Origin of the sequence: Leifsonia sp. NPDC056824 (assembly GCF_042789575.1) — a bacterium.
In the GTDB taxonomy this organism is placed as follows: Bacteria; Actinomycetota; Actinomycetes; order Actinomycetales; family Microbacteriaceae; genus Leifsonia.
The window spans coordinates 91,590-115,760 of record NZ_JBHUAV010000003.1 but is presented as its reverse complement, the minus strand read 5'-3'; the positions used below and the strand labels follow the sequence as shown (position 1 = coordinate 115,760).

Annotated in this window: 21 protein-coding genes; 4 read left to right on the top strand and 17 right to left on the bottom strand. The window is 68.3% G+C overall.

From position 1 onward, the window contains the following. Positions 1–10: 10 nt before the first annotated feature. The 4 genes from ACFRFH_RS13445 to ACFRFH_RS13430 all read right to left on the bottom strand — a co-directional run bounded on the left by ACFRFH_RS13445 (position 11) and on the right by ACFRFH_RS13430 (position 5,729). Positions 11–2,110, bottom strand: coding sequence for a beta-galactosidase (locus tag ACFRFH_RS13445; protein WP_382463512.1), 2,100 nt, complete (start codon positions 2,108–2,110; stop codon positions 11–13). A 130-nt stretch (positions 2,111–2,240) separates the two neighbouring features. Beyond that, positions 2,241–3,245 (bottom strand): LacI family DNA-binding transcriptional regulator, encoded by a 1,005-nt coding sequence (locus tag ACFRFH_RS13440; RefSeq protein ID WP_382463511.1) that lies wholly within the window; start codon positions 3,243–3,245, stop codon positions 2,241–2,243. A gap of 238 nt (positions 3,246–3,483) precedes the next feature. Beyond that, positions 3,484–4,866 carry an APC family permease gene (locus tag ACFRFH_RS13435; protein WP_382463510.1) on the bottom strand — a complete coding sequence of 461 codons (1,383 nt, stop codon included), beginning with the start codon at positions 4,864–4,866 and terminating at the stop codon, positions 3,484–3,486. Continuing rightward, entirely contained in the window at positions 4,863–5,729 is an 867-nt protein-coding gene (locus tag ACFRFH_RS13430) for a carbon-nitrogen hydrolase family protein (RefSeq protein WP_382463509.1), read from the bottom strand. The genes ACFRFH_RS13435 and ACFRFH_RS13430 overlap by 4 nt, the downstream gene beginning before the upstream one ends. A 123-nt stretch (positions 5,730–5,852) precedes the next feature. Between ACFRFH_RS13430 and ACFRFH_RS13425 the strand changes: the two genes are divergently transcribed. Both ACFRFH_RS13425 and ACFRFH_RS13420 read left to right on the top strand, forming a co-directional pair. Beyond that, positions 5,853–6,455, top strand: coding sequence for a TetR/AcrR family transcriptional regulator (locus ACFRFH_RS13425; protein ID WP_382463508.1), 603 nt, complete (start codon positions 5,853–5,855; stop codon positions 6,453–6,455). 212 nt (positions 6,456–6,667) lie between these two features. Next, positions 6,668–8,170 carry a fibronectin type III domain-containing protein gene (locus ACFRFH_RS13420; RefSeq protein WP_382463507.1) on the top strand — a complete coding sequence of 501 codons (1,503 nt, stop codon included), beginning with the start codon at positions 6,668–6,670 and terminating at the stop codon, positions 8,168–8,170. A 130-nt stretch (positions 8,171–8,300) separates the two neighbouring features. On the opposite strand, the gene ACFRFH_RS13415 is transcribed toward ACFRFH_RS13420, so the two are convergent. Then, positions 8,301–9,092, bottom strand: coding sequence for a metalloregulator ArsR/SmtB family transcription factor (locus ACFRFH_RS13415; RefSeq protein WP_382463506.1), 792 nt, complete (start codon positions 9,090–9,092; stop codon positions 8,301–8,303). Between the two features lie 119 nt (positions 9,093–9,211). Here ACFRFH_RS13415 and ACFRFH_RS13410 point away from each other — a divergent pair, with 119 nt between their 5' ends. After that, positions 9,212–9,670, top strand: coding sequence for an SRPBCC domain-containing protein (locus ACFRFH_RS13410; protein ID WP_382463505.1), 459 nt, complete (start codon positions 9,212–9,214; stop codon positions 9,668–9,670). Between the two features lie 287 nt (positions 9,671–9,957). Here ACFRFH_RS13410 and ACFRFH_RS13405 read toward each other — a convergent pair whose 3' ends face one another. The 3 genes from ACFRFH_RS13405 to ACFRFH_RS13395 all read right to left on the bottom strand — a co-directional run bounded on the left by ACFRFH_RS13405 (position 9,958) and on the right by ACFRFH_RS13395 (position 14,324). Then, positions 9,958–11,595, bottom strand: a complete 1,638-nt coding sequence (locus ACFRFH_RS13405) for a fucose isomerase (protein WP_382463504.1) — start codon at positions 11,593–11,595, stop codon at positions 9,958–9,960. 123 nt (positions 11,596–11,718) lie between these two features. Continuing rightward, positions 11,719–13,233, bottom strand: coding sequence for an FGGY-family carbohydrate kinase (locus ACFRFH_RS13400; protein WP_382463503.1), 1,515 nt, complete (start codon positions 13,231–13,233; stop codon positions 11,719–11,721). A 110-nt stretch (positions 13,234–13,343) separates the two neighbouring features. Further along, entirely contained in the window at positions 13,344–14,324 is a 981-nt protein-coding gene (locus ACFRFH_RS13395) for a LacI family DNA-binding transcriptional regulator (RefSeq protein WP_382463502.1), read from the bottom strand. A 171-nt stretch (positions 14,325–14,495) separates the two neighbouring features. Between ACFRFH_RS13395 and ACFRFH_RS13390 the strand changes: the two genes are divergently transcribed. After that, complete coding sequence (locus tag ACFRFH_RS13390; protein ID WP_382463501.1) at positions 14,496–15,623, top strand: glycoside hydrolase family 172 protein; 1,128 nt, start codon at positions 14,496–14,498, stop codon at positions 15,621–15,623. A 273-nt stretch (positions 15,624–15,896) separates the two neighbouring features. On the opposite strand, the gene ACFRFH_RS13385 is transcribed toward ACFRFH_RS13390, so the two are convergent. The 9 genes from ACFRFH_RS13385 to ACFRFH_RS13345 all read right to left on the bottom strand — a co-directional run bounded on the left by ACFRFH_RS13385 (position 15,897) and on the right by ACFRFH_RS13345 (position 24,106). Then, on the bottom strand, positions 15,897–16,307 hold the full coding sequence (locus tag ACFRFH_RS13385; RefSeq protein ID WP_382463500.1) for an RbsD/FucU family protein: 411 nt from the start codon (positions 16,305–16,307) through the stop codon (positions 15,897–15,899). After that, positions 16,273–16,674: a Sec-independent protein translocase TatB gene (locus ACFRFH_RS13380; RefSeq protein WP_382463499.1), complete on the bottom strand. Its 402-nt coding sequence runs from the start codon at positions 16,672–16,674 to the stop codon at positions 16,273–16,275. Before ACFRFH_RS13380 ends, ACFRFH_RS13385 begins: the two co-directional genes overlap by 35 nt. A gap of 10 nt (positions 16,675–16,684) precedes the next feature. Further along, on the bottom strand, positions 16,685–17,428 hold the full coding sequence (gene tatC / locus ACFRFH_RS13375) for a twin-arginine translocase subunit TatC (protein ID WP_382463498.1): 744 nt from the start codon (positions 17,426–17,428) through the stop codon (positions 16,685–16,687). A 41-nt stretch (positions 17,429–17,469) separates the two neighbouring features. Further along, positions 17,470–17,676: a twin-arginine translocase TatA/TatE family subunit gene (locus ACFRFH_RS13370; RefSeq protein ID WP_382463497.1), complete on the bottom strand. Its 207-nt coding sequence runs from the start codon at positions 17,674–17,676 to the stop codon at positions 17,470–17,472. Between the two features lie 9 nt (positions 17,677–17,685). Continuing rightward, positions 17,686–18,594 (bottom strand): carbohydrate ABC transporter permease, encoded by a 909-nt coding sequence (locus ACFRFH_RS13365; protein WP_382463496.1) that lies wholly within the window; start codon positions 18,592–18,594, stop codon positions 17,686–17,688. Then, positions 18,578–19,543 (bottom strand): carbohydrate ABC transporter permease, encoded by a 966-nt coding sequence (locus ACFRFH_RS13360; RefSeq protein WP_382463495.1) that lies wholly within the window; start codon positions 19,541–19,543, stop codon positions 18,578–18,580. Before ACFRFH_RS13360 ends, ACFRFH_RS13365 begins: the two co-directional genes overlap by 17 nt. Continuing rightward, positions 19,540–20,940, bottom strand: a complete 1,401-nt coding sequence (locus ACFRFH_RS13355) for an ABC transporter substrate-binding protein (RefSeq protein ID WP_382463494.1) — start codon at positions 20,938–20,940, stop codon at positions 19,540–19,542. Before ACFRFH_RS13355 ends, ACFRFH_RS13360 begins: the two co-directional genes overlap by 4 nt. Before the next feature lie 306 nt (positions 20,941–21,246). Further along, a complete protein-coding gene (locus ACFRFH_RS13350; protein ID WP_382463493.1) occupies positions 21,247–23,415 on the bottom strand; it encodes a hypothetical protein in 2,169 nt (722 codons plus the stop codon). A gap of 169 nt (positions 23,416–23,584) precedes the next feature. Continuing rightward, on the bottom strand, positions 23,585–24,106 hold the full coding sequence (locus ACFRFH_RS13345; protein WP_382463492.1) for a MarR family winged helix-turn-helix transcriptional regulator: 522 nt from the start codon (positions 24,104–24,106) through the stop codon (positions 23,585–23,587). Positions 24,107–24,171 lie beyond the last annotated feature (65 nt).

The window sequence follows — 24,171 nt, the reverse complement described above, 5'->3', positions numbered from 1 at the left end:
GATGGTCCGGTCACGACTGCGAGCCGGGGATCTCGAACACGGCGACGCCGCGCGCCTCGAGGGGGAAGTGGGATCCGGCGGAGAACCGCTCGCCGGTCTCCACATGGATGCTGTCGGTGGGCACGGTGACGATGTGTGCGTCGGCCGACCAGTTGTGCACGAAGACGACCGTGCCGTGGCCCGCGCGTCCGGTGCTGACGGTGACGGGGCTTTCGGCCCGCCAGGCCCGCGCTGCGGTTTCGGGAACGAGCCAGCGCGCGATGCTCCGCGCGAGCGGCTCGTTCGGCACGGTACCGACGTAGGTGATCCGTCCGGCGCCGAACGGCGTGGTCGTGATCGCGGCCTCCGCTCCGAGCTCGGTGGGCCGGTAGGAGACGAGGGTGTCCGCTCCGTCGAGGTTCAGCACATCCACCCACGCCGTCGCCTGCGACCCCGGTTCGAGCTCGAAGCCCTCCCCCGCGGTGACCTCGAGCGGTTCGGCGAGGTTGCTGTACTCGTCGTACCAGACGCCTGCGGCGTCGTGCAGGCGGTCCGGTGCCACGCCGCGGCGCGCACGCGCCAGCTCGTCGCCGTAGCCGGTTCGGATGCCGAGCACGAGGTGGCCCCCGGCCTCGGCGTACGCACGCAGAGCGTCGAGCAGCGCGTCGTCTGCGACGTACTCCGCTGCGGCGACGAGCACCGGATACCGCGAGGCGAGCTCGGCCGCGGACTGCTTGACGAACTGCCGCGGGTGCTGCACCCGCACCTGCGCACCGGTCTCGCTGAGGCCGCGGTAGAAGGCGTCGACGATGCGCGCGTACGAGCGCCGGTCCGCCGTCCCGTCCTCCACCGCGAGCGGCGGGTAGAACTCGAACGACCACTTGGTGTCGGTCGAGTGGAGCATCAGCACATCGGCATCCGGCTCGAACCCGTCGAGCGCTCCACCGATGCGCTTCAGGCTCGCCCCCAGTTCCGCCACCTCGCGGTAGATGCGGCCGGGCACCTGGCTGTGCGGCAGCACGCCGCCCCAGTAGGTCTCGACGCCGAAATGCAGCGTGTGCCAGTGCCAGTACTCGACCATCCGGGAGCCGCGGGCGACGAGCGCGAAGGCGGCTTGCTTGATCTGGCCCGGGTAGGGCGGCTGGTTCTGCCACGGTCCGCCGATGGACTGCGCGTTGGTCTCGGTGACGAGGAAGCGCTCCTGCCGCGACGAGTAGGCGCGGTCTCCCCACTGGAACAGCGCCCATGGACCGGTGTGCCACCAGTCGGCGCGGCGCGGGAGGTCGACATCGGCCGAGAGTCCGTCCTGCATGAGGTAGTACGGGTTGCCTGCGGTGATGTCGAGGGAGGCCGCCAATTGGTCGTCGGAGATCTGCGGCCGCGAATACGAGATACAGGTCGTCACGAACTGGTCGTCCCTGGCGTACTCCCGCACGATCCCGGCCTGCCAGGCGATGAGGTCGGTCGCCTGATCGCCCTGGAAGCGCCGCCACTCGAGCTGGTACTGCGGCATCAGGTTCCCGCCCGGACGCCAGAGCTCGGACCACTCCGCGATGCGGTGCGACCAGTAGACCAGGCCCCACTCCTCGTTCAGTCGCTCGACGGTGCCGTACCGGCCGCGCAGCCACGCCACGAAAGCCTGGAACGTACTCTCGTTGTGCGGCAGGTTGTTGCCCGGCTCGTTGTCCACCTGGTAACCGATCACGGCCGGGTGGTCGGCGTACCTGGCCACGACCTCGCGGGTGATCCGCTCGGCGTACCTGCGGTAGACCGGTACCGACTGGTCCATCTCCTGGCGCGCACCCCAGCCGTGCGCGTGACCATCGCCGTCGACGGCGGCGATCTCGGGGTGCAGGGTCTGCAGCCACGGCGGGATCGCGTACGTCGGGGTCCCGAGGATGACCGCGATGCCCCGAGCGTGCGCTCCGTCGAGCACCGGCTGCAGCCAGTCGAGGTCGAACTCGCCGTTGCGCGGCTCCCAGGTGGACCACACCGACTCCCCGACGCGGATCACCGTGAACCCCGCCTCCGCCATCAGGTCGAGGTCGCGGTCCAGCGTCCCCTGCTCCTGGTACTCGGCGTAGTAGGCGGCTCCGAACAGCACACCGGGGAACTGGGGGTTCAGCGTCATCATCGACCTTCCGCGTCGTTGCGTCGTTGTCGTCCGAACCGAATGTGACCGGTCACTGTTGTCGACAACATTTGATTGTTGGCAAGAGTACACAGGGCTGTGCCGGGTCACAAGCACCGTGACCGAACGGTTACGTTCCACCCCTCGCGGAGGGTGCGACGGCCGTGGATCCTCGAACCACGAGCTCGGGGAGCCGGTAGCGCGGTACCTCGCCGATGTCCTCCCCCTCGATCTTGGCGATCAGCACGTTCATCAAATACGCGCCCTCCCCCTCGAAGTCGAGGCGGATGGTGGTGAGCGGCGGCAAGTGGAACCGCGACTCCGGGGAATCGTCCATTCCGATGACGCTTACGTCCTCCGGTACGCGGATGCCGCGCTCGGCGAGCCCGAAGATCAATCCGATCGCCATGCTGTCGTTCGACATCGCCACCGCGGTCACATCGTCCGGGAGATCGAGGGCCGCACGGTAGCCGGACTCGGCCGACCAGTCGCCTTCGTACTCCCAGACCAGCTCCAAGCCGAGTTCGGCGGCAGCCTCGACGAAGCTGCTGCGCCGCTCCCCCGAGGCGGTCCACACCTGCGGCCCGGCCACGAACGCGACCCTGCGATGCCCAAGCTCGGCGAGGTGGGCGGCGGCGAGCCGGCCGGGGAAGCTGCGCGGGTTGACTCCGGACACCCCGAGCGTCTCCGAGGAGTCCATGGCGACGGGCACGTCGAGCCTCCGGTCGGCGACCGCGTCGTGCACCACGACCGTCTGCGCCGTCGCGAAGACTCCCGCGATCTGATGCTCCATGATGACATCGAGCGCCTCGTCCACCGACGCGGCGTTCTCCCCGTCCATCGATGCGATGTCGAGCACGAAGCCACGGCTCCGCGCCGCCATGGTGGCGCCCGCGATGATCCGCCCCGGGCCGGACAACTCCATCCGATGCGCCAGGATTCCTATCCGATTCGACTGCCGCGAGCGCAGCCAGCGGGCCGCGCCGTTCGGCCGGTAGTCGAGCTCCTCGATCGCGACCTGGACCCGCTCCCGGGTCGCCGGCCGGATGCCCTCGAACCCATTGAGGAATCGGGTCACGGTCTGATGCGACACACCCGCCTGGCGCGCCACGTCGTAAATGGTGGCCCGCTTCATGCAACCGAGTGTATCCACGGACGCGTGTGCGGGAGGGCGGAATGAAGAGCGACGCGCGCCGCCTCGACCCGACGCCGGGGGCGAGGACTGATCGTGGCGTCGTGATACCGCTTCAAATACATCGCGATCCTCTCCGGCCCAAATGTGAACCCTGACGCCACTCCTGAGGCCGCCATCAGGCGACCACGCCCGGTCCGCGCCACCCGAGGGCACGGACCGGACCTCTGTGATCGCCGCCTCAGCGGAGGATGTCCTCGTCGAGGGTCTCCGCCGTCTCGACGCTCGCCGACGGAACGGGCGCCCCGGCTCCGGAGGGCACGCTCCGGCGGAATCCGCGGGTGAGGTAGGCGAGCCAGCCGATGCCGATCGCCAGCCAGATCGCGCCGACGATCTGCGCGCTGGGCTGAAGCTGCGACAACAGCGCCAGATCCACGACGGCTCCGACGATCGGGATCAGCGAGAGAAGCGCCCGGGCGACGCGGGACCGCGTCATACGCTCCCTCCAGATGAGCACGAGGAACGAGACGTTCACGGCGGTGAAGGCGAGGAAGGCCCCGAAGTTGATGAGCGAGGTCGCCTGGGCGATGTCCAGCCCGAGCCCGATGAACCCGACGGCGCCGACGATGAGGACGTTGATCCACGGGACCCGGTACTTCACGCTGAGCCGCGAGAACACGCGCTTCGGCAGCACACCGTCGCGGCCCATCACGTAGAGCAGGCGACTCGACGTGGCCTGGATGGCGAGGCCGGAAGCGAACCCGCCGACGATGCCCACGATGTTGAGCGCGTCCGCGAAGAACTTGCCGCCGGCCTGGACCGAGATGGTGTATCCGGCGATGTCCGCGTTCTGGAAATGGCCGCCCGGGTGCACGAGCTGCATGAGCCAGGACACGACGATGAAGATGCCGCCGCCGATCGCGACGGTCAGCAGGATTCCGCGCGGGATGGTGCGCTGCGGGTTCTTCGTCTCCTCGCTGAGGGTGCTGATGGCGTCGAATCCCAGGAACGAGTAGGCGGCGATGGCCGCAGCGGATGCGATCGCCGCGATGGAGGTGTTCGGATTGAGGAGGGCCGCTCCGGCGTCCGGCGCAGGGCGCGCGGCGAGGTAGCCGATCATCACGATCGCGAACACGGCGATGCCGGCCAGCGCCAGAACCGTCAGCGCGGTGTTGACCCGATCCGCGAGCACGATGCCGAGCACGTTGATGACGGTGGTCAATCCGATGTTGAGCACCAGCCACGCCCAGATGGGAACGCCGGGGAACTGAGCGTTCAGGTAGATCGACTGGATGAGCCAGGCGACCATCGGCAGGAACAGGTAGTCGAGCAGGATGGCCCAGCCGACCAGGAACCCTGGCCCGCGTCCGAGCATGCTGCTCGCGTACGTGAAGGACGATCCCGAGCTCGGAAAGCGTTTGGCGAGGGCGGCGTACGACAGGGCGGTCAAAAGCATCGCCGCCGTGGCCGCGAGATAGGCCATGGGAGCGACGCCGCCGCTCACCTCGGCCACGACGCCGAAGGTGGACTGGACGATTCCGGGTGCCATGTAGGCGAGCCCGAAGAAGATCACTCCTGCGAGGCCGAGCCGCGTGGCCAGGGTGACGGGTTGATGCGAGGTCATGCGATTTCCTCCTGGATGGGGGTCGCTGGAGTCCAGCGTGCGGGGTCGAGCGTTCCTGCGTACAGCGGCAGTTCGATGACACGGTCGCCCGTGGTGAACTGCGACCACGGCCGGGAGACGGCAGCGGTGCCGTACCGGCGCGTGGTGGTCACGGCGTCGAAGTCGACGACATCGGTGAGGACTGTCGTCTCGGAGGACGGAGAAGCGACGCGGATGCGCCCTTCGGGGTCGACGAGCAGCGACCGGCCGCGGCCCGTCGGTGCGGCCGAGTTCACGGACGCGACCCAGCACTGGTTGACGATGGCGTTCGCCTGGGTGATCACCACCTCCTGCTGACGATCGCTGGTGTCGGTCTGCACGAGGCAGAGGACCAGCTCCGCGCCCATCCACGCGAGGTGCCTGGTGAGCTCGGGGAACCAGGAGTCGTAGCAGATCGAGAGCCCGACGCGCCCACGCCCGGGGATGTCGAAGACGACGAACTCGGTACCGGGCCGGGAGACCTCGAGGGGCCGCCACGGGAAGACCTTGCGGTAGACGGCGACTCGTCGTCCGTCCGGCCCGAACACGAGCGCGGTGTTGTAAACGCCTCCGGCACCGTCGGCTTCGTAGATGCTCCCTGGCACGAGCCAGATCTTCAACTCGGCCGCCAGGTCCGAGAGCGCCCGCAGACGGTCGTCGCCGAGCGTCACAGCGAGCTGGTGAGGCTGCTCGTCCCCCTCCGGCGTGGACAGGTGGAGTTCGGGGAAGACCCACAACTCGATCTCGGGGTGCACACGCACCTGCGCTCGCAACGTGTCCGCGAAAGCGGCGACATCGCTCTGGGCGGGAACTTGTGACAGTGCGATGGGGAGCAGCCGGGTCATGGAAGCCTTCCGAATAAGTTAACGAAGTTTTGTTTAATAAACGTGTCCGTGTCAAGAGCGGGACGCCGCGCGCCTCGCGACGGGGCACCACGACGGGGCGGGGCAGTGTGGCAGAGTGGGCGGATGGCACGTCCGCGCAACCAAGAGGCCCGGCGACGCGAGATCGTGGAGGCGACCGCTCTCACGCTGGTCGATCGCGGGTACGCCAAGACCCGCCTGCGCGACATCGCGGAGGCCGCGGGGGTGACTCCGGCGTCCGTCCTGTACTACTACCCCGAGATCACCGACCTTTTCGCGGAGACCTACGCTATCGCCGCAGCCGAGTACGTGGCGCACCGACGCGAACGGATGCTCGCCGAACCCGACCCGTTCGACAGGCTCCGGGCGGGCATCGAGTCGGGCGTCCCCGTTCCCGGCACGGGGTCGGCCGCGGCGACGGTCCTCCTGGTCGAACTCGAGCCGATGGCGAGCAGGCATCCGGTCGTCGCGCGCGAACACGGTGCGTTCCTCGAGGCGCAGGAAGACCTCTACGCTCAGGCTCTCGAGGAGGGCGAGGCGGCCGCCGTGTTCAGCCTGACTCTCGGAGTCCGGGACACGGCTCGGACGCTCGTCGCCATGGAGGACGGTCTCGCCCTCGACGTGCTCACCGGTCGTGCGGACCACGACAAGACGGTGGCCCTGATCGTCGCGCTCGCGCGGAGCCTGACCGGTGCGACGGCCCGCTGAGCCGCTGTCACGCGCGTCCCGGCTGCGCTCTGTTTTGGGGGCACCGGGTGACCCTCCACCTGAACTAGGGTGAGGGATCGAGCCGATTTCCGCCTGAGGGGGTTTGCGGTCCAGGACGTTTCCGGTGTGCTGGCGTTGAGGAAGGTCACGTCATGAGCGCACCGCACGGTACCCGTGGGACTATTCAGACTCCGCCGGTCGGCCGGCGCCGAATGCGTGGGTCGGTCCGCCGGGTGTGGCATGTGCGGGTGGTGGCGCTGGTCGGCGCGGTGGCCCTGGCGGCGCCGTTGGCTGTCCTCGGTGGGGCGGTGTCGGCCTCGGCCGCCACCGGCTATGTCGTAAGCGCCACCGTGCCCGTCGGCCACGGCCCGGCCGGGGTGGCGGTGAATGCGACCACCAACACCGTGTACGTGACCAACGGGAGCGATAACACGGTGTCGGTGATCAATGGGGCCACGCACACCGTCATCGGCACCGTGGCCGTCGGCAACAACCCGTATGGGGTGGCGGTGAATGCGACCACGAACACCGTGTACGTGACCAACGCGAACGACAGCACGATGTCGGTGATCAACGCGGCCACGAATACGGTGACCGCCACCGTGGCAGTGGGCACGAACCCGACAGGGGTGGCGGTGAATGCGATCACGAACACCGTGTACGTGGCCGATCAGGATGAGGCCAAGGTCTCGGTGATCGACGGGGCCACCAACACGATCACCACCATAGTGTCCGTCGGCCGGGGCCCATTCGGGCTGGCGGTGAATGCGACCACGAACACCGTGTACGTGATGAACAGTTGGGACGTCACGATGTCCGTGATCGATGGGGCCACCGACACGGTGACCCTCACCATGGGCGTCGCCGGCCTCTCGTACGGGGTGGCGGTGAACGCGGCCACGAACACCGTGTACGTGAGCAACTACGCAGCCGCAACGGTGACCGTGATGGACGGGGCCACCAACACAGTGACCGCCACTGTGGCCCCGGCGGGCGCCGGCAGCCCCTATGGGGTGGCGGTCGATGCGAGCACGAACACCGTCTACGTGTCCGACCAGGGCGGCACCAGTGGAGTGTGGGTGATCGACGGGGCCACCAACACGGTGACCGCCGGCGTGCGCGTGGGCGCCAACCCCGAGTTCGGGGTGGCGGTGAACGCGAGCACCCACACCGCGTACGAGCCCAACCAGCGCGACAACACCGTTTCGGTGATCACCCCGGCAATGACACCGGGCGCACCGACGGCAGTCGTGGCCACGGCGGGTGACGGGCAGGCGTCCGTCGCGTTCTCCCCTCCGGCCAGCGACGGCGGCTCGGCCGTCACCAGGTACACGGTCACCGCCACCGACGCGACGACACCGGGCAACGGTGGGCAGACCGCGACAGGCACCGGTTCCCCACTCACCGTGACCGGCCTCCACAACGGGGACACGTACCAGTTCTCGGTGACCGCGACGAACGCCGTAGGTACCGGGCCCGCCTCCACGGTGTCCAACGCCGTCACCCCGGCGGCAACGCCGGCGATTCCGACGCCGCCGAGCCCGTCACCGACGCCGGCAAGCCCGGTGGCCGTATCGGCGACCACGTCGTTGGCGGCAACCGGTTCGGACCAGGCGCTCCCGGCGGGACTGGCGGGGCTTCTGCTGGCCGCTGGATTCGTTGTACTCGGCGCGGCACGGTTCCGCGCCCGTGCCAAAAAGCCACACATCGGCTGAGCCCGCAACTCTCATCGCAGGGGTTGGTACATCTCGGCGATCGGAACCCGCGGTGTATCCGCCCTGGGCTACGTGGTCCACGACCACCGGTCGAGCTGCTCTCTGCTTGGCGCGGTCGGATGCAGCTGAGTTAGCTGGGTTCGACGGTGAACAGGGTCGCGAGCCGATCGAGCTGCTGCGACCATCCCGGCTCAAGCCCCGCCAGCATCGCGGCCATCGTCCTATCGGGCGCGCTCGCATGGACGGTGAGCGCGAGGCGCGTCGAGTCGTCCCCGTACAAGACGACTTCAACCTCCACAGGAAAGATGACCTCGCCCTCCGCATCAATCGGGGATAGGTCGAAGGCCAGGCGTCGCCCCGCCTGCACCTCGCGCACCGTGCCCGCGGATGAGTACTCGGCGCCGTCGCCCTCACGCAGCACCAACTCCACGCGGGCACCCGGCTCGGGCTCCACCGCGCAGCGGACCACAGTGAAGTGGCGCGGCGCCCACCAGTGCGCAGCGACCGCGGGGTCGGTCCATGCGCGCCAGACCGCATCACGGGATGCGGCGATCGTGCGCTCGAAGGCGAGGTCGACGGTAGCCGGACCGCCGGAGGCAGTGCGGGTCTCAGCATGGGCGACGCCGGCCGCGTAGTCCGCGAGCGCGCGGTCGTCCTCGGTCTCGACCGCCAGGGTGTCGAGCCAGGAGGCGAGCTCGCGCAGCGCATCTCGGTTCAGGCTCGCGAGCCGACGGCGGCCGATTCGCTGCACGCGCACCACGCCGGCCGTCTCGAGTGCCTGAATGTGTTTCGTCGTCTGCGGCTGCAGCGCACCCAGCTCATCCGCGATCTCGCCGACCGTACGCGGACCCGCGGCAAGGAGCGTGAGGACCCGGAACCGCGTCGGCTCACCGACTGCTGCGAAAACCTGTTTCGCATCCACGCGATCATCCTCTCGCAAACGATCTGCTTGACACATTCGTTTAGACGAATATATCGTGGCCATCCGAACCAACGCAAACCCACCAAACGCCGGGCCTCCGGCTACGACAGGAGATCGTCATGAAGACCATTGAACGCACCGTATCCGCCTCGCGCGAGACGATCTGGGAACTGTGGACCACCCCTGAAGGGATCTCGCAGTGGTGGGCGCCGGAGGGCTTCCGCACCAAGGTGAGCGCCCTCGACCTCCGCCCGGACGGCGAGCTGGTCTACACGATGACGGCAGAGGCGCCCGAGATGGTCGCCTTCATGGAGCAGAATGGCCTCCCACTGGCGACCGAGTCGCGAAAGTACTTCACCGAACTGGATGCGCCATCCCGGATCGCCTACCGCTCAGTCATCGACTTCGTTCCCGACCACGAGCCCTACGAGCAGCTGACCGTCGTCGATCTCGAGCCGGTCGAGGGCGGCACGCGCGTCACCATGCATGCCGAAGAGCTGCACGACGACGTCTGGACCGAGCGCCTGCTCGCCGGCCGCGCGAACGAGCTGGACAACCTGGCCCGGCTGGTGGCGTGAGGGTTCGACACGGCTCGCGCCTCAAGTGGCATCGCGCGCGATGTCCTGAGACATGACCACCGCAGCGACCGTGACCGCCCAAGACCGCGCCGTGACCGACAGCCTGCGCGGGTCGTTCCTCGAGATCGCCGACATGGTCGAAGCTGCCGAGCCGGACCTCATCGGTTCCGTTTTGCGTGCGCCCCTGCGCGTACGAGGGGACCCCCGTTCCCTAGAACGAGAGCCCCCTCCTTCTCTTCGGCTACCCGAAAGCCCAAGGGAACCTTTCGGGGCTCAAACGGTGCGACTCAGACGGTCACATCACCGCACAGGTGGACGTGCACCCCGAGCTCGGCGAAGAACGCCGCCTTCGCGCGCAGCGCGCGGTCGGCGCCATCGGCGTCCGGGGCGTAGGCGACCTGCGCGTGGTTGGCCTTGTGACGCGCCATGAGCTGGTCACGGCTGACCCCGTCGAGCACCGCGTGCATGATCGGCCACTGCGGGTCGGTCGCGTCGAGACGACGCCGGGTCTCCTCCTCCGGCAGCTCAACGACGTGGCCGCGGCCGAGGTCGACGTGCAGGGCGCTGTCCATGATGAACACGCGCGACCAGACGATCTCGCCCGGCTTGGAGACTCCGGACAGGGTGCCGCCGCCGAGCGGGAAGAACATCGAGGGCTGGCGCATGCTCCAGCTCTTGTCGTAGCCGCCGTTGTGCGAGGCAGGCACCGACCCGGAGATCTCGAAGACCCAGACGAACTCGCCGGCGTACTCCTCGCCCCAGCGGATGTCGTGCAGGGTGGTCGCCGCGTCGAAGCCCATCGCCGTCCAGATGCGGTTGGTGATCAGCGCGTCCACCGCCACGCCCTCGTCCACCTCGTTGAAGTGCGGCAGCGCGACGCCCGCGTACAGCTCACGGGAACCGTCCCGGTCGAGCACCGGCGGGCGCTCGACGTTGTTCAGGAGGCCCTCGGCCAGGTCGGACGCCGGCACGGTGTCCTTGAGCCCCTGCTGGTACTGGATGCCGACAGCGTCGAGGCCGAAGTCGTCGCTGATCCGCACCGCGGCGATGTACATCCTGAACTGGCTGAGCACCTGCGCCTCGGTCAACTCGGTCGCCTCGTCCTCGCCGAAGTGGAACGTGAAGCCGCGGGCGTCGAGCCAGCTGCGGACCTCCTGCGCCTCCTCGTCGGTGACGCGGTTCATCTCGGCGACCAGGGCGCTCTGCGACAGGCGCTCCTTGTAGATGCCGAGCGGATTCAGCAGCTCGTCGTCGATGATCGCGTTGTACATTCCCATGCAGCCCTCGTCGAAGACACCGATGATGGCCTTCTCGTCCTGGAGCTGGCGGGCGAGCGCAGAGCCCAGGACGACCTCGGGGTCGGCGGCGTCGAGCGCGGGCAGGTCGCGGACGTGCGAGAGGTCGTGCTCGACCGTCCCGGTCTCCAGCCAGGTGCGCAGGCCGTCGCGGGCCCAGTCGTCGGCGAAGTCCGGGCTCCACAACGCGGAGTAGGCGACGCCGGCCTTGGTCATACTGCCGGTCAGGTTGAGGAGGCCGACCAGGCCGGGGAACTGGCCGGACCAGTTCGCCACGACGAGGATCGGGCCCTTGTGCGTGCGAAGGCCGGCGAGGACGTGGTGGCTGTACTGCCAGACCGCGTCAACGACCACGAGCGGGGCGTCGGCCGGGATGTTCTTGAAGACCTCGATGCCGACCCGCTGGCTGTCGATGAAGCCGTGGCCCTTCTCGGCGTCGAACCCGTGACCGCGCTGCACCGACCAGCCGAGCGCCTCGACCGCCGTCGCGAAGTCCTTCTCGAGCTGCTCCTGCGTGGCCCAGCAGCTGAGGTTCGCGCTCGGACGCAGGTCGCCGCTGGCGACGGTGTAGACGGTGCGCGGCCGCGCCTCGGGCCGCGTCAGCGGCTGAGGCAGCGTGTAGTCGGTCATGAATGTTCCTCCATTGGATGTGAAATCGATTGCAAGTATCTCGTCAAACCGATTCGATCGCAAGCCGGAATCCCGCGATTCGACAAGGAAACTTGCTGTGAAATCGATATGGATGCCGGACGCTCAGGCCTCGACAGGGACGCGGGCGCCGCTGCGCTGCCGCTCGGCGAGCGCGTGCGCGATCGGCGCCGTGGCCGGGTACAGCTCGCGGTAGAGCGCGTAGAGCGCGTCGTACTCCCGCGTCGCGTCGGCATCCGGCTCCCGCACATCGACCATCGGGTTCCAGGCGTCGATGTCGGCCGGCCCGACCGAGGACGCGGCCAGGAACGCCGCACCCAGGCTCGCCCCGACCACCAGGCTCGGGATGGCCTGCGGCCGTCCGGTGACGTCCGACACGATCTGCGTCCACAGCGCGGCCTGCGCTCCGCCGCCGACGGCCACGATCCGGTCGATCCTGCCGCCTGCGGCCTCCATCACCTCGATGTTGTGCCGCACGCCGAAGGCCGTCGCTTCCAGAGCCGCCCGGTACAGGTCGCCCTGCGTGTGCGTCACGGTCAAGCCGGCGATCACGCCCCGTGCGTCGGCGTCGGGGATGGGCGTGCGCTCGCCCGCGAAGTACGGCAGCATGAGCAGCCCGTTCGCGCCGAGCGGCGACGCCTCGGCGAGCGCGATCAGCTCGGGATAGCCCGGGCCGCCGAACAGGTCGCGCAGCCAGGCCGTGATCGCGCCGGAGGTCGCCATCCCGCCCGCGAGGTTGTGGGTGCCGGGAAGCGCGCCGACCGTTCCCCACAGGGTCGGGGACGTGACCGGCGACGGCACGGTGTTCACCAGGAACATCGTGGTCCCGTACATGAGCATGAGGTCGCCGTCGTTCTGCGCGCCGACGCTCAGCGCCTCGGACCAGGCGTCGATCGTGCCGGCGATCACCGGGATTCCGGCCGGGAGGCCGGTCTCGGCCGCGGCGGCCGCCGTCACCCCGCCGACGATGTCGCCCGGCCAGACCAGTGGCGGGAGCTCGAGGTCGGGTGCGATGATCCGCGCCCACGGCTCGTACCAGTCCCGCGTCGCCGCATCATGCATCGGCGTGCACTGGCTCGCGGAGTGGTGGTCCAGGTAGTAGGCGCCGGTGAGTCGGTAGCCGAGCCAGGAGCTGGGCATGAACAGGCGCCGGGCCGCGGCGGCGGTCACGGGCTCCTCGTCGGCCAGCCAGGCGAGTTTCGGGCCGACGGCCTGGGTGGACAGCGCGGACCCGCAGCGCTCGCGGATGGCGTCGGCGCCGCCGAGCTGCTCGGTCAGGCGCTCGATCTGCGCGGTGGCGCGCGTGTCGACGCCGTACAGGATCGCGGGGCGCAGCGGCTGGCCGGCGGCGTCGGTCACGAGCACGCACGGCCCCATGCCGCTGACGCCGACCGCGACGACCTCCATTTGTGCGGCAGCCTCAGCCGCGAGGAGCTCGCGCACGATGGCGGCGAACTCGTCCCACCAGATCCGCGCGTCCATCTCCACGAAGCCGGGGGCGGGCCGCTCGACGCGGTGCTCCCTGGTCGCCGAGGCGATCACGCGCCCGTCGGTCGCGACGAGCACTCCCTTGCTGCTGGAGGTTCCGATGTCGACGCCGACGACCGCTGCTGTGCTCATGCGCCCAGGGTTGCAGAAATCGATTTCATCCGCAACGCGACACCCTCCCGGATTCGTGCCGAATGTCGGGAATCCGCGCCCGAAACGCGACATTCGGCACGAATGTCGCGTCAGGATTCGTCGCCGGTGCCGACCTCGTTGCGGAGGACGATGGTGCGCGACGGCTGCGCGTCGCCGTTGATGCGCTCGAGCAGCAGGGTCGCCGCGGTCACGCCGAGGTGCCGGGCCGGCAGGTGGACCACCGTGATCCCCTTCGGCGCGAAGCCCGCGTACGGGAGGTCGCCGAAGACCGCCATCCCGAAGTCCGGCGGCAGCGTTCCGTTGCCCGCGAGCTCCTGCAGGGCGCCGACGCTCATCAGGTTGTTGGTCACGAACACGGCGTCCGGCGGCTCGGGGAGCGCCAGCAGTTCCTGCATGGCGTCGTGGCCTCCGCCGACGCGGTAGTTGGAGTACTTGAGGTACTGGTCGATGTCCGCCATGCCCGCGGCGGCGACCACCTCCCGCCAGCCGTCGGCGCGCTCCTGCGCGGTCTCGACCTCGCGCGGGCCGGTGATACAGGCGATCCGGCGGAAGCCGTGCTCGACGAGCCGGGCCGTGGCGGCGTGGCCTCCGGCACGGTTGTCCACCATGACTGCGTCGATGTCGACGTTGTGCGGTCCGCGGTCGACCGCCACCACCGGGCGGTTGCGCTCGAGGAGCTTGGCGATGTCGCTGTGGTCCCCCGCCGCGGCGATGATGACGCCCGCCATGTTGTCGCTGAGCGCGATGTCCAGGTACTTGGCCTCCTTGGCCGGGTCCTCGTCGGTGTTGCAGAGGACGACCGAGTAGCCGGCCTGCTGCGCCACGTCCTCCACGCCGCGGGCGAGGGAGGTGAAGAACGGGTTCTCGATGTCGGGGATCACCAGCGCGATCACCTCGGAGTGCTGACGGCGGAGCGTCCTGGCCACGCGGCTCGGCGTGAAGGCGAGCTCGGCGGCGGCCTCGCGGACGGCGCGCGACTTCTCGGCGGACACGTTGAGTCCGTTGAAAACGCGTGAAACCGTCGCGGGCGACACGCCCGCCAACGCGGCCACTTCGTAAATGGTCGACATCGGCTCTCCGAATCCCTCAGGCGGCGAATCGCCGGTGTCCGTACTGTAGCGCGTGTGCCGAGCGGGTTGTTGACACTCGCTCTCGCACCAGCCTACAGTTGTGAAATCGATTGCACTATCCAGCGGCGATCCTCCCCAAGAACCAGCACGACGACGTACAGGAGTACCTCTGTGACCAACGCCGATCTCAGCACCGTCTCGCGTCTGCGGGCCGCGGTGCAGACCCGGTCCATCAGCCCCGAGAACTTCGACGGCTCCGTCGGCGGCGGCGGCCGTGCGACCGAGGGCACCGGGGCCGCGTGCGCCCGCGACCTCGGCCCAGGCTGGAAGATCTCGCCGAGCGTCGACATCAAGCCGGGCGAGACCTTCGACCTCGCGAGCATCGAGGGCGCAGGGAAGATCACGCACATCTGGATCACCACGCACAAGGACAACTGGCGCACGCTGCTGTTCCGCGCGTACTGGGACGGCGCGGCCGAGCCGGCCATCGAGGTCCCCTACGGCGACTTCTTCTGCAACGGCTGGGGCGAGTTCGCGCAGGTCAACTCGCAGGTCATCGCGGCGAACCCGCACGGCGGCTTCAACTCGTACTGGCCCATGCCGTTCCAGGACGGCGCCCGCCTGACCATCGAGAACCTGTCGGTCGTGGACGTCCGCATCTACTACCAGGTCACCTACGAGATCGGCGGCGACTACAGCGGCGACGGCTACCTCCACGCGCAGTGGCGCCGCAGCAACCCGACCGAGCACCTCACCCCGCACACCCTGATCGAAGGCGTGGAGGGCACCGGCCAGTACGTCGGCACCTACCTCGCCTGGGGTGTCAACAGCAACGGCTGGTGGGGCGAGGGCGAGATCAAGTTCTACCTCGACGGCGACGACGAGTACCCGACGATCTGCGGCACCGGCACCGAGGACTACTTCGGCGGCGCCTGGAACTTCGACATCCCCGGCCGCGGCTACACCGAGTTCTCGACGCCGTACCTCGGGATGCCGCAGGTGATCAAGCCGGACGGCCTCTATGTGAGCCAGCAGCGGTTCGGGATGTACCGCTGGCACCTGCTCGACCCGATCCACTTCACCGAGAAGCTGCGCGTCGACATCCAGGCCCTCGGCTGGCGCTCGGGCTGGCGCTATCTACCGCTGCGCGACGACGTGGCCTCGACCGCCCTGTTCTACCTGGACCGCCCGACCGCGAAGCGCCCGCAGGCGCCGACCGCCGACGAGCTGGAGGTGCACCTCGGTTCCGAGCCGGTGCCGGACCTGGGCAGCACGCCGCCGCGGGAGCCGATCGCGTAACGCGGATCAACGCCGGAAGGGGCCTCGTCACGGGTGACGGGGCCCCTTCCGCGTCTCCCGCGGCGATTCGCTGCCGCTCGCCGCGCATGTGGTGGGTATGACCCACAGACTCCTGGCGGCCGCCCTGCACACGACGGCCTTGGTACTCGGCCTGATCGGGATGATCCGTGACGTCGGGGTGCTCAACGCCGACCTCCCGGTCCAGGTCGCCGTTCTGGCGGCCGACCAGGCGCGCGGGACGATCGACCTCGCCGGCGGTTGCGATCGGGGGGCTCAGCTCGCGACGAGGCCCTTGCGCAGGATCGCGTTGCCGAACGGCCGCAGCTCTCCGGTGCGGACGATCAGGAAGGCGCGCTCCGCCTCGGCGTAGAAGTCGGCGCGTGGAAGCACGCGCACCTCGTCACCTGAAGCACTCGCCGCGGCGGTCAGCTCGGCATGCACGGCGCCGGCCGAGCCGTCCTCCGCCTCCATGACGTCGACCGCCGGCGCGGTGTCGAGCGGGAGCACCGTGCGCAGCGCGCGGATGACATCCGTCGCGCTCAGCGCCGGCAACGTCACCAGGCGGCGGGCGATGCGCTCCGCCGGGAAGTGCGCGTCCGCCACGACAACGCCGTCGGCGTGGCCCATCGCGTCGAGGTGGGCGAGCAGCTCACCGGTCAGAATCGGGTCGATCCCCTGCAGCATGTGTCTCCTTCGGGATGTGGGCCGGGACGGGGGCGAGGAGCGGCTCCAGCGACGGCGGCGGCCCGAATGCCTCCAGCCGAGCGGCGACCTCCTCCTCCGTCTCCACCCGCACAGGCGGCTCGAGCAGCGCGTCGCGGATGATCCGCCGCGGGTCGTACTGGCGCGGGTCGAGCGTGCGCCACTCCACCTCGGCGAACTCCGGGCCGAGCTCCTCGGCCGCGCGTTCGCGGGCGACTCCGCCGAGCTCTCGCAGCCGGCTCGCGAACCGCGCGAGCTGCGCGGCGAGCACCGGCAGGCGCTTCGGTCCGATGAGGAACGCGGCGATCAGGAGGAGCACCAGGATCTTGTCGAACGAGAGATCGAGCACGGGAGGGACCTCAGATCAAGAACTGCGCCGCGAGCCGGCGCGCGGCACGACGGTCGTGGATCCACGCGACGCCCGCCGCGAGGAAGAACAGCGCGACCAGTGGGATCGCCAGCAGCAGCATCGACATCACATCCGCCGCCGGGGTCGCGATCGCGGTGAACAGCACGATGAGCATCGCGGCGATCCGCCAGGATCGGATGATCCCGGCGGCCGTGATGACCCCCACGAAATCGAGGAGGACCAGGAACACCGGGAGGACGAACGCGACGCCGACCACGAGCACCAGCTTGAGGACGAACGAGAAGTAGGCCGGCGCGTCCAGCAGCGACGACGAGCCGGCCGGCGCGAAGCCGGTCATCAGCACGACGATGCGGGGCACCACGAACGCGCCGGCCGCGCAGCCGACGAGGAAGAGCGGCACCGCGCTCGCGAAGAAGCCGAAGGTGTATCTGAACTCACGCCTGGTCATCGCCGGGACGAAGAAGGCCCAGACCTGGTAGAGCCAGATCGGGCTGGAAAGCACGGCGCCGAGCATGAGGGCGATCTGCAGGCGCAGGTCGAAGGCGGCCGTGATGCCCGAGAAGTTGAGTTGGGCCATCCGGTGCTGCGTCTGCGCCACCGCGAGGATCGGCTCCCGGATCGCGTCCAGCACCGCCGCGCTGAGGAACCACCCGGCCACGCTGCCGAGGAGGAACCCGCCGGCGGCACGCGCAAGCCGCCGGCGGAGTTCGCCGAGATGTGCGCCGAGGCTCATCACCCCGCGTCGAGCTGCCGGCGCCGTTGCCGTCGACATGGCTAGTGGGCCGCGGTGGTGTGCGCTGCGTCGCCCTCGACGCCCTCCGCCGCGGAGTCCGCCTTGTCGCCCGGGCGCAGCTCCGTCTTGAGGATGCGCGCCGACTGGCCCAGGGCCTTGGCGAGGGCGGGGAGCTTCGCGGCGCCGAACAGCAGCACGACGACGGCCAGGATGATGACGAGGTGCCACCCCGTGAGGTTTCCGAGCATGATCAGTCCTTACTTGATTCCACTTGTCTTGAAGGAGTCGACGAGCCAGCGCTGGCCGACGACGAAGGCGACGACGGTGGGGATCGCGGCGAGCAGCGAGCCGGCCAGGATGTAGTTCCACGACGACGAGTACTGGCCCTGGAGGGCCGAGATCCCGAGCTGGATGACGTCCAGGCTCGGCGAGCTCGTGATGGTGAGCGGCCAGAGGAACGAGTTCCAGTTGGCCAGGAAGAACAGCACGGCCAGCGACGCCAGGATCGGCTTGCTGAGCGGCAGGATGACGTTCCAGTAGATGCGCCAGTAGCCGCAGCCGTCGAGCTCGGCGGCCTCCTCCAGCTCCGCGGGGATGTTCAGGTAGTACTGCCGCAGCAGGAAGATGCCGAACGCGTTGAAGATCGCCGGGACGATCAGGCCACCGAACGTGTCGGCGAGCCCCATCGTCTTGATGATGAGGAACAGCGGCACCAGGATGACCGGCATCGAGACGAGCATCGTGGACAGCATCAGCGTGAAGACCACGTCGCGGCCGCGGAAGCGCAGCCGGGCGAGCGCGTACGCCGCCATCGAGTGGAACAGCAGCGCGGCGACGGTGACGCCGATCGACACGATCGCGCTGTTGAGCAGGTAGCGCGGGAACGGCACCTGCGTGAGCACGTACGTGAGGTTGTCGAGCGTCAGGCTCGTCGGCCAGCCGGATGCGAAGGTCTCCCCCGCGGGACGGAAGGCGGACAGGATCAGCCAGAGCACCGGGAACAGCGTGATGAGGCCGAGCACCCAGCCCACGATCGTGCGGGTGACGACGGAGCGGCGCTTCTCGGAGAGCGCACGCCGGCGCCGCGGGCGCGGCGTCCGCTGGGCGTGGGAGTCGCGCGACGCGGTGGCCTCCGGGGCATCGACGGACTCAGCGAGCGTCGGCATTGAACCGGCCTCCTCGGGTGACAAGCAGGAGCACGACGCTCACGACGACCAGGAACACGACGGTGAGCGACGTGATCGCCGCGGCGTAGCCGTAGTTCCCGAACTGGAACGCCTGCTGGTAGATGTAGAAGACGACCGTGGAGGTCGAGTTCGCGGGACCGCCCTTCGTGAGGACGTAGATCAGGTCGAACGCCTGCACGCCCGTGACGGACGCGACGATCGAGGTGATCAGCACGAAGAAGCTGGTCGGCGCGAGCAGCGGCCAGATGACGTTGCGGAACCGGCCCCAGGCGTTCGCCCCGTCGACCTTCGCCGCGTCCAGGTACTCCTGCGGGATGTCGGAGAGACCGCCGAGGAACAGGAACATCTGGTAGCCGATGGTGTACCAGACGCTCGCCGCGATGACGGTGCCGAGCGCGAGGGAAGGCGTGCCGAGCCACGAGACGTTGCCGAGCCCGAACGTGCCGAGGAACTGGGTGAGCACGCCGCGCTTCTCCACGAGCATGAACTGCCAGAGCACGCCGATGACGACGAGGCTCAGCACGTTCGGCACGAAGAACATCGAGCGCACGGCGCCGACGCCGGGGAACTTGTCCTTCACGAGGATCGCGACGGCGAGCGAGAGCACGAACGTGATCGGCACGAACGTCACCATGATGGTCAGGGTGACGCCGACGCTCTTCCAGAGCAGCGGGTCGGAGCCCATCTGGATGAAGTTCTGCAGGCCGACGAACGTGTAGTTGCCGAAGCCGTCCACGTTGAAGAGCGACACGAGCAGGGCGAGCGCCATCGGCAGCCCGACGAAGAGCAGCAGGCCGACGCCGTCAGGAAGCAGGAAGAGCCACGCGGCCCTCGCCTCCCGACGGCGGCGGAGCCGGCCCATCGTGGGCTTGCCACCGCTACGCGGCAGCAAGCCCGACGACGGGACCAGGGTGGTGCGGTCGGTCATAGAATCGGCGCACCGTTATACGTGGAGATGAACTGCGAGATCGTCGCCTGGGCCGTCGCCGCAGCGGCGCTGGCCGGCTGGCCGCCGAGCTGGACGGCCTGGATGGCGTCCTCGATGGCCTTGATGATCTGCGGTGGGTAGCGGGGCTCACCGCGGCCGGTCGGCGCGACGACGTCGGCGAAGAACTTCATGTTGGGGTCGTCGAACGCGCCCTTGGCCTTGGCCGCGTCGAGGACGCTCTGCCGGACGGGGATGTCGGACTTCGCGACGGTGTCCCAGACCCGGCCGCGCTCGATGCTGTCCTTCGACGACGAGGCGAGGGCCCAGGCGATGAACTCGGCCGCGGCCTCCGGGTTGGCGCCCTTGGCGTTCGCGGTGAACGCCCAGCCGCCCATGATGGACGTCGGCTTTCCGCCGGGAGGGGTCGGCAGCGGCATGATGCCGTACTGGAAGTTCGGAGCCTGCTGACGCAGGTCCGCGACCGACCAGATGCCCGTCTGCTGCATGGCGACGTAGCCGCTGGCGAGGTTCGAGGGGGCGTCGCCGCCGCCGTTGCCCAGCGGCTTGCGCGGGGAGACGCCGGAGGAGATGCTGTCGCCCCAGAACTTGAGCGCGGCGTGCACCGGGTCGGAGTCGAAGGTGGCCTTCTTGCCGTTGACCGGGGCGCCGTGGCCCTGCCACATGAAGGGGTACCAGGTGAAGTTCTGGTAGAAGCCCGGGGTGGTCTCGAAGAGCAGGCCGAAACGCTTGCCGTTCGTGAGCTGCTTCGCGACCGTGAGGACCTCGTCCCACGTCTTCGGGAGGTTGGCGTCGGTGATGCCGACCTCGGCGAACGCGGACTTCGAGTAGTAGAGGGCCAGCGGCTCGGACTCCATCGGGACGGCGTAGATCTTGTCGCCGACCTTGCGGGTGTCGAGGGTGCCGGGGAGGAAGTCGGCGACGACATCCTTCTTGATGTGCGGGGTGAGGTCCTGGAGCACGCCGCCGTTGTAGTAGCGGAGGAAGTCGCCGGGGCTCAGCAGGAAGATGTCAGGGCCTTTGCCGCTGGCGAACGCGGACTGCAGGACGTTGCCCGAGATGTAGTCGGCGTTCGCGATGTAGCGGAGCTTGACCTTCACGTCGTGGCTGGAGTTCCACTCGTCGACGATCTTGACGAACCACTCGCTCTGCGGGTTGGCCTTGGGGGACGGGCCGTAGAAGTTCCAGAACTCGATCTCCTTGGCGCCGCCGGCGCCGGTGATCGGCTTGCTCTGCGCACCGCAGGCGGTGAGCAGGGCGGACGACGCGCCGAGCGCGAGACCGGCGGCCCCGAGCTTCAGGACGCTGCGCCGGCTGACGCTGGACGTGGCGGACGACGGGCTGTTCAGGACGCCGTCGCCCGTGGGCGTTGCATTCACTCATACCTCCATTGGTACGTGGATCTCGTGGTGTGGGGGTCACTGCTGGTGCGGCGCAAACGACCGGCGATTTCATCTCGAAGTCGGGTCGGTGACGCTTGCGATAGAGCAAGTCAACCCGATGAAATCGATTTCGTCAAGCTTTCGCGCCAGAACTGTTAGAAACCAGCATTTTGCAGGCAGAGCGCGGGAGAAACCGATTGCAGGATGCGCCCTCAATGAGAGGGTCTTCAGGAGAATTGGGGGCACGCGCCCGGCGCGCCAGGGAAACCTTACCCCGGCGTGCCGGACGCACGCGACACCGGCTCAGACGGGCGAGCCGTTGTTGTAGTAGGCGGTGGCGACACCCGTGGACGCGTTGAAGATGATGTAGCCGTATTGGAAGTTGCTTCGCTTGCCCACGGGGTCGTTGAGCTCGTCCGAGATGGGGTAGCCGAGCACGCTCCGCTCATAGCCGAGGGAGGCCCACTTCGCTTTGATCACTCCGAGCACATCGTGCGCACCGGTGGACGGCGTCCAATAGATGGAACCCGCCTGGAACACGTTGTATCGCCCGATCCCATCCGGTGTCGTGGTCTCATCCGTGGTGGGGAAACCCATCGTCTGCTCCCAGCCGATCCGCGCGAACTCGTCGTGGATCGCGCCGTGCACCTCATGAGCTCCCGTTGTGGACGTCCAGTAGATCGACCCGTCCTTCTGGAAGTGGTTGTATCGTCCGACACCCCACGGCGAGTTCGGCGTCGAGGTCTCGTCCGTGACAGCAGCTCCGAGGAGGCCGCCCGATCCGCCGACGTTGTTGTACTCGGTGAGGATGGCCCCGCCGACGGAGTAGTTGCCGGCGTAGTGCACCGTCAGCTCTCCGATCGAGGTGAACGTCGATGCACCGCCGGGAGTGCCGACGATCCGAATGCCGTCGCCCGCGACCGGGTCGAAGGTGAAGATGTAGCTCGCGTTGTTTCCGACGGCGCCGCTGAACGGGTACCCGGGCGTCGTCCACGTACCCGTGACGTCGCTCCACGAGTTCCCGTGCCTGATCTGAACCCGCAGCCCGGAGGCGAACCAGCCGCCGTCGGAGAACATCGTCCCCGTCGTGTACATCAGCTGGTTCATCGTGTACTGCGTCGGCCAGGTGTAGCCCCACCAGCTCGCGTCGGTCCCCTTGACCTCGTTGTTCCAGTCGTCCTCGGAGTTCCCGTAGTTCCCGTCGTTGTAGAAGGTGTTGTTCCCGAAGTGCGCGACCCGCTCGATCGGCACGGTGCCCGCCGCTTGCGCCAGGTTCGTCGTGTTGCTGATCCCGTTCGTCGGACCCGCCGTCGGCCCCAGCGCCAGGGTCAGCTTCCGCAGCGCGAAGTCGTACACGCTCGTCCCACCGCCTCCGCACGGACAGACGTTCGACTGCAGATACATCGACAGACCGTCAGCGCTCAGGAACTTGGACGGAATCGTGGTCGCGTATCCGCCGTTCTTGGATTGCGTCCACGGATAGCCGCCGAAGTCCTTGGTCTTGAAGTGCGACCACGGACCATACGGCGTCGGAGACTCGTAGAACTCGTGCGTGTATTCGGTCCAGGACGAGTAGATGTACCTGTTGATCGGCTTGTCGTAGAGGACGCCACCCTGCGCGAGCTTGGTGAGGTTGTTCACTCCGCTGCCGAGCATCGTCTGGTAGATCCTGGCGTCGTCGTGGAGGACCGCCTGCTTCGCGTTGATGTCCGACGACCACGTCGCGGCGCCGCCGCTCAGCCCCGAGTAGAACTGCCACGTCGACCTGTTCTGGACGCTCGTATTCGGCACGCGAGCGAGGTAGAGGTCCACCGGGTCGGGGACGGTGTGGTCGAAGGAGGTCCGCCAATTGCCGTCGAGACCGTAGACGTACACGTAGCCGTCGGGCGCGTTGGCGTTGTTCTGCCCGAAGTCGGCGAAGAACATCGTGGTGAAGACGTGGTTGTTGAACATCGGGCCGCTGTGGTCCCAGGTCCACGTCGCGCCGTGATCCGTCGACTTGACGATCGTCGCGGCCGGGGCGTCATTGAAGGAGAAGTTGAGGTCCTGCACCGCCAGGTAGAGCGTGCCGTTCACGCACACCATGCCGGTCGGCTTGCGGTTGTAGTTTCCGGCGGTCCACACCTGCGAGACCGCGTTGCCCTGCGAGACAGTGGTTCCGGTCAGAGTGGTCGGGCCACCCGCGATGCGCGAGACCGACACGTCGGAGGACACGCCGTTCAGGCTGAAGCCTTTGCCGTCGCCGTTGGCGGCGTACAGGTTGCCGTCGTCCGCCCAGCAGGACGCCCAGAGGTCGCCGTCGCTCTGGGTCTGGATCGTGGAACTCTCCTCTTCGGCCTTCGTGGAGAAGAAGCTGCTCTCCGGCGGACTCGAGCTCGCCCGCGCCGGCTGCGTCATCATCACCGGGGACACGATCCCGCCGAACAGTGCCGTGGCGGCCAGAACAGCCAACCAGGCTTTTCGTTTCTGCATGCCTACTCACCCAATCCTCGATCACACCGATGTAATCGATTTCGTCGCATTGTAGCTATGCAAATCCTGGAGAGTCAACGATAGGATGCGACGGGATCGCCAGCACTGAAGATATCGGTTTCGAGCGCTTCGACACCGAGAACACGGTGATCCGCGAGCTCGCGACCGCCTATCGAGCCGTCCCCGGGGATGCGATCTGAAGACCTTCGCCCTCCGGAGGCGTCGCGACGGCCGGCGCGATCGACGCCGCCCGCAGGCTCGCCGCGAGGTCGCTCAGCGCAGCGACAAGATCCGTTACCTGCGTGTGGGCGAGCCCACTGACTGTCGCCTCCGCCAGTCGCACCCACGCGGAATCCAGCTCCGCCAACAGCGCCGTTCCCTCGTCGGTCAGGTCGACGATCGTCGCGCGCTTATCCGCCGACGACGGAGCTCGGCTGACGAGTCCCAACGCCTCCAGACGCTGCACGGCCGACGTGATCGTCGGCGGCTCGCATCCGGCCGCCGCGGCAAGCTGTGCCTGGGTGCGGGGACCGTGCTCGGCCAGCTCCATGATCAGCGCCTCCTGCCCGACCGACAGGCCCACCTGGGAGAGCGCGACCCCGGCGAGGGTGCGATGGCGCATTCCGATCGTCCTGATCGCTCGGTTCAGTGCGTGGGCCTGCTCGAATTCCATGACGTCCTTGCGCTCCATTAGTTAGACGGCTAACGTTCTCTCATTGGTTAGACGACTAACTATATCCTCGACAACGCCGTAGG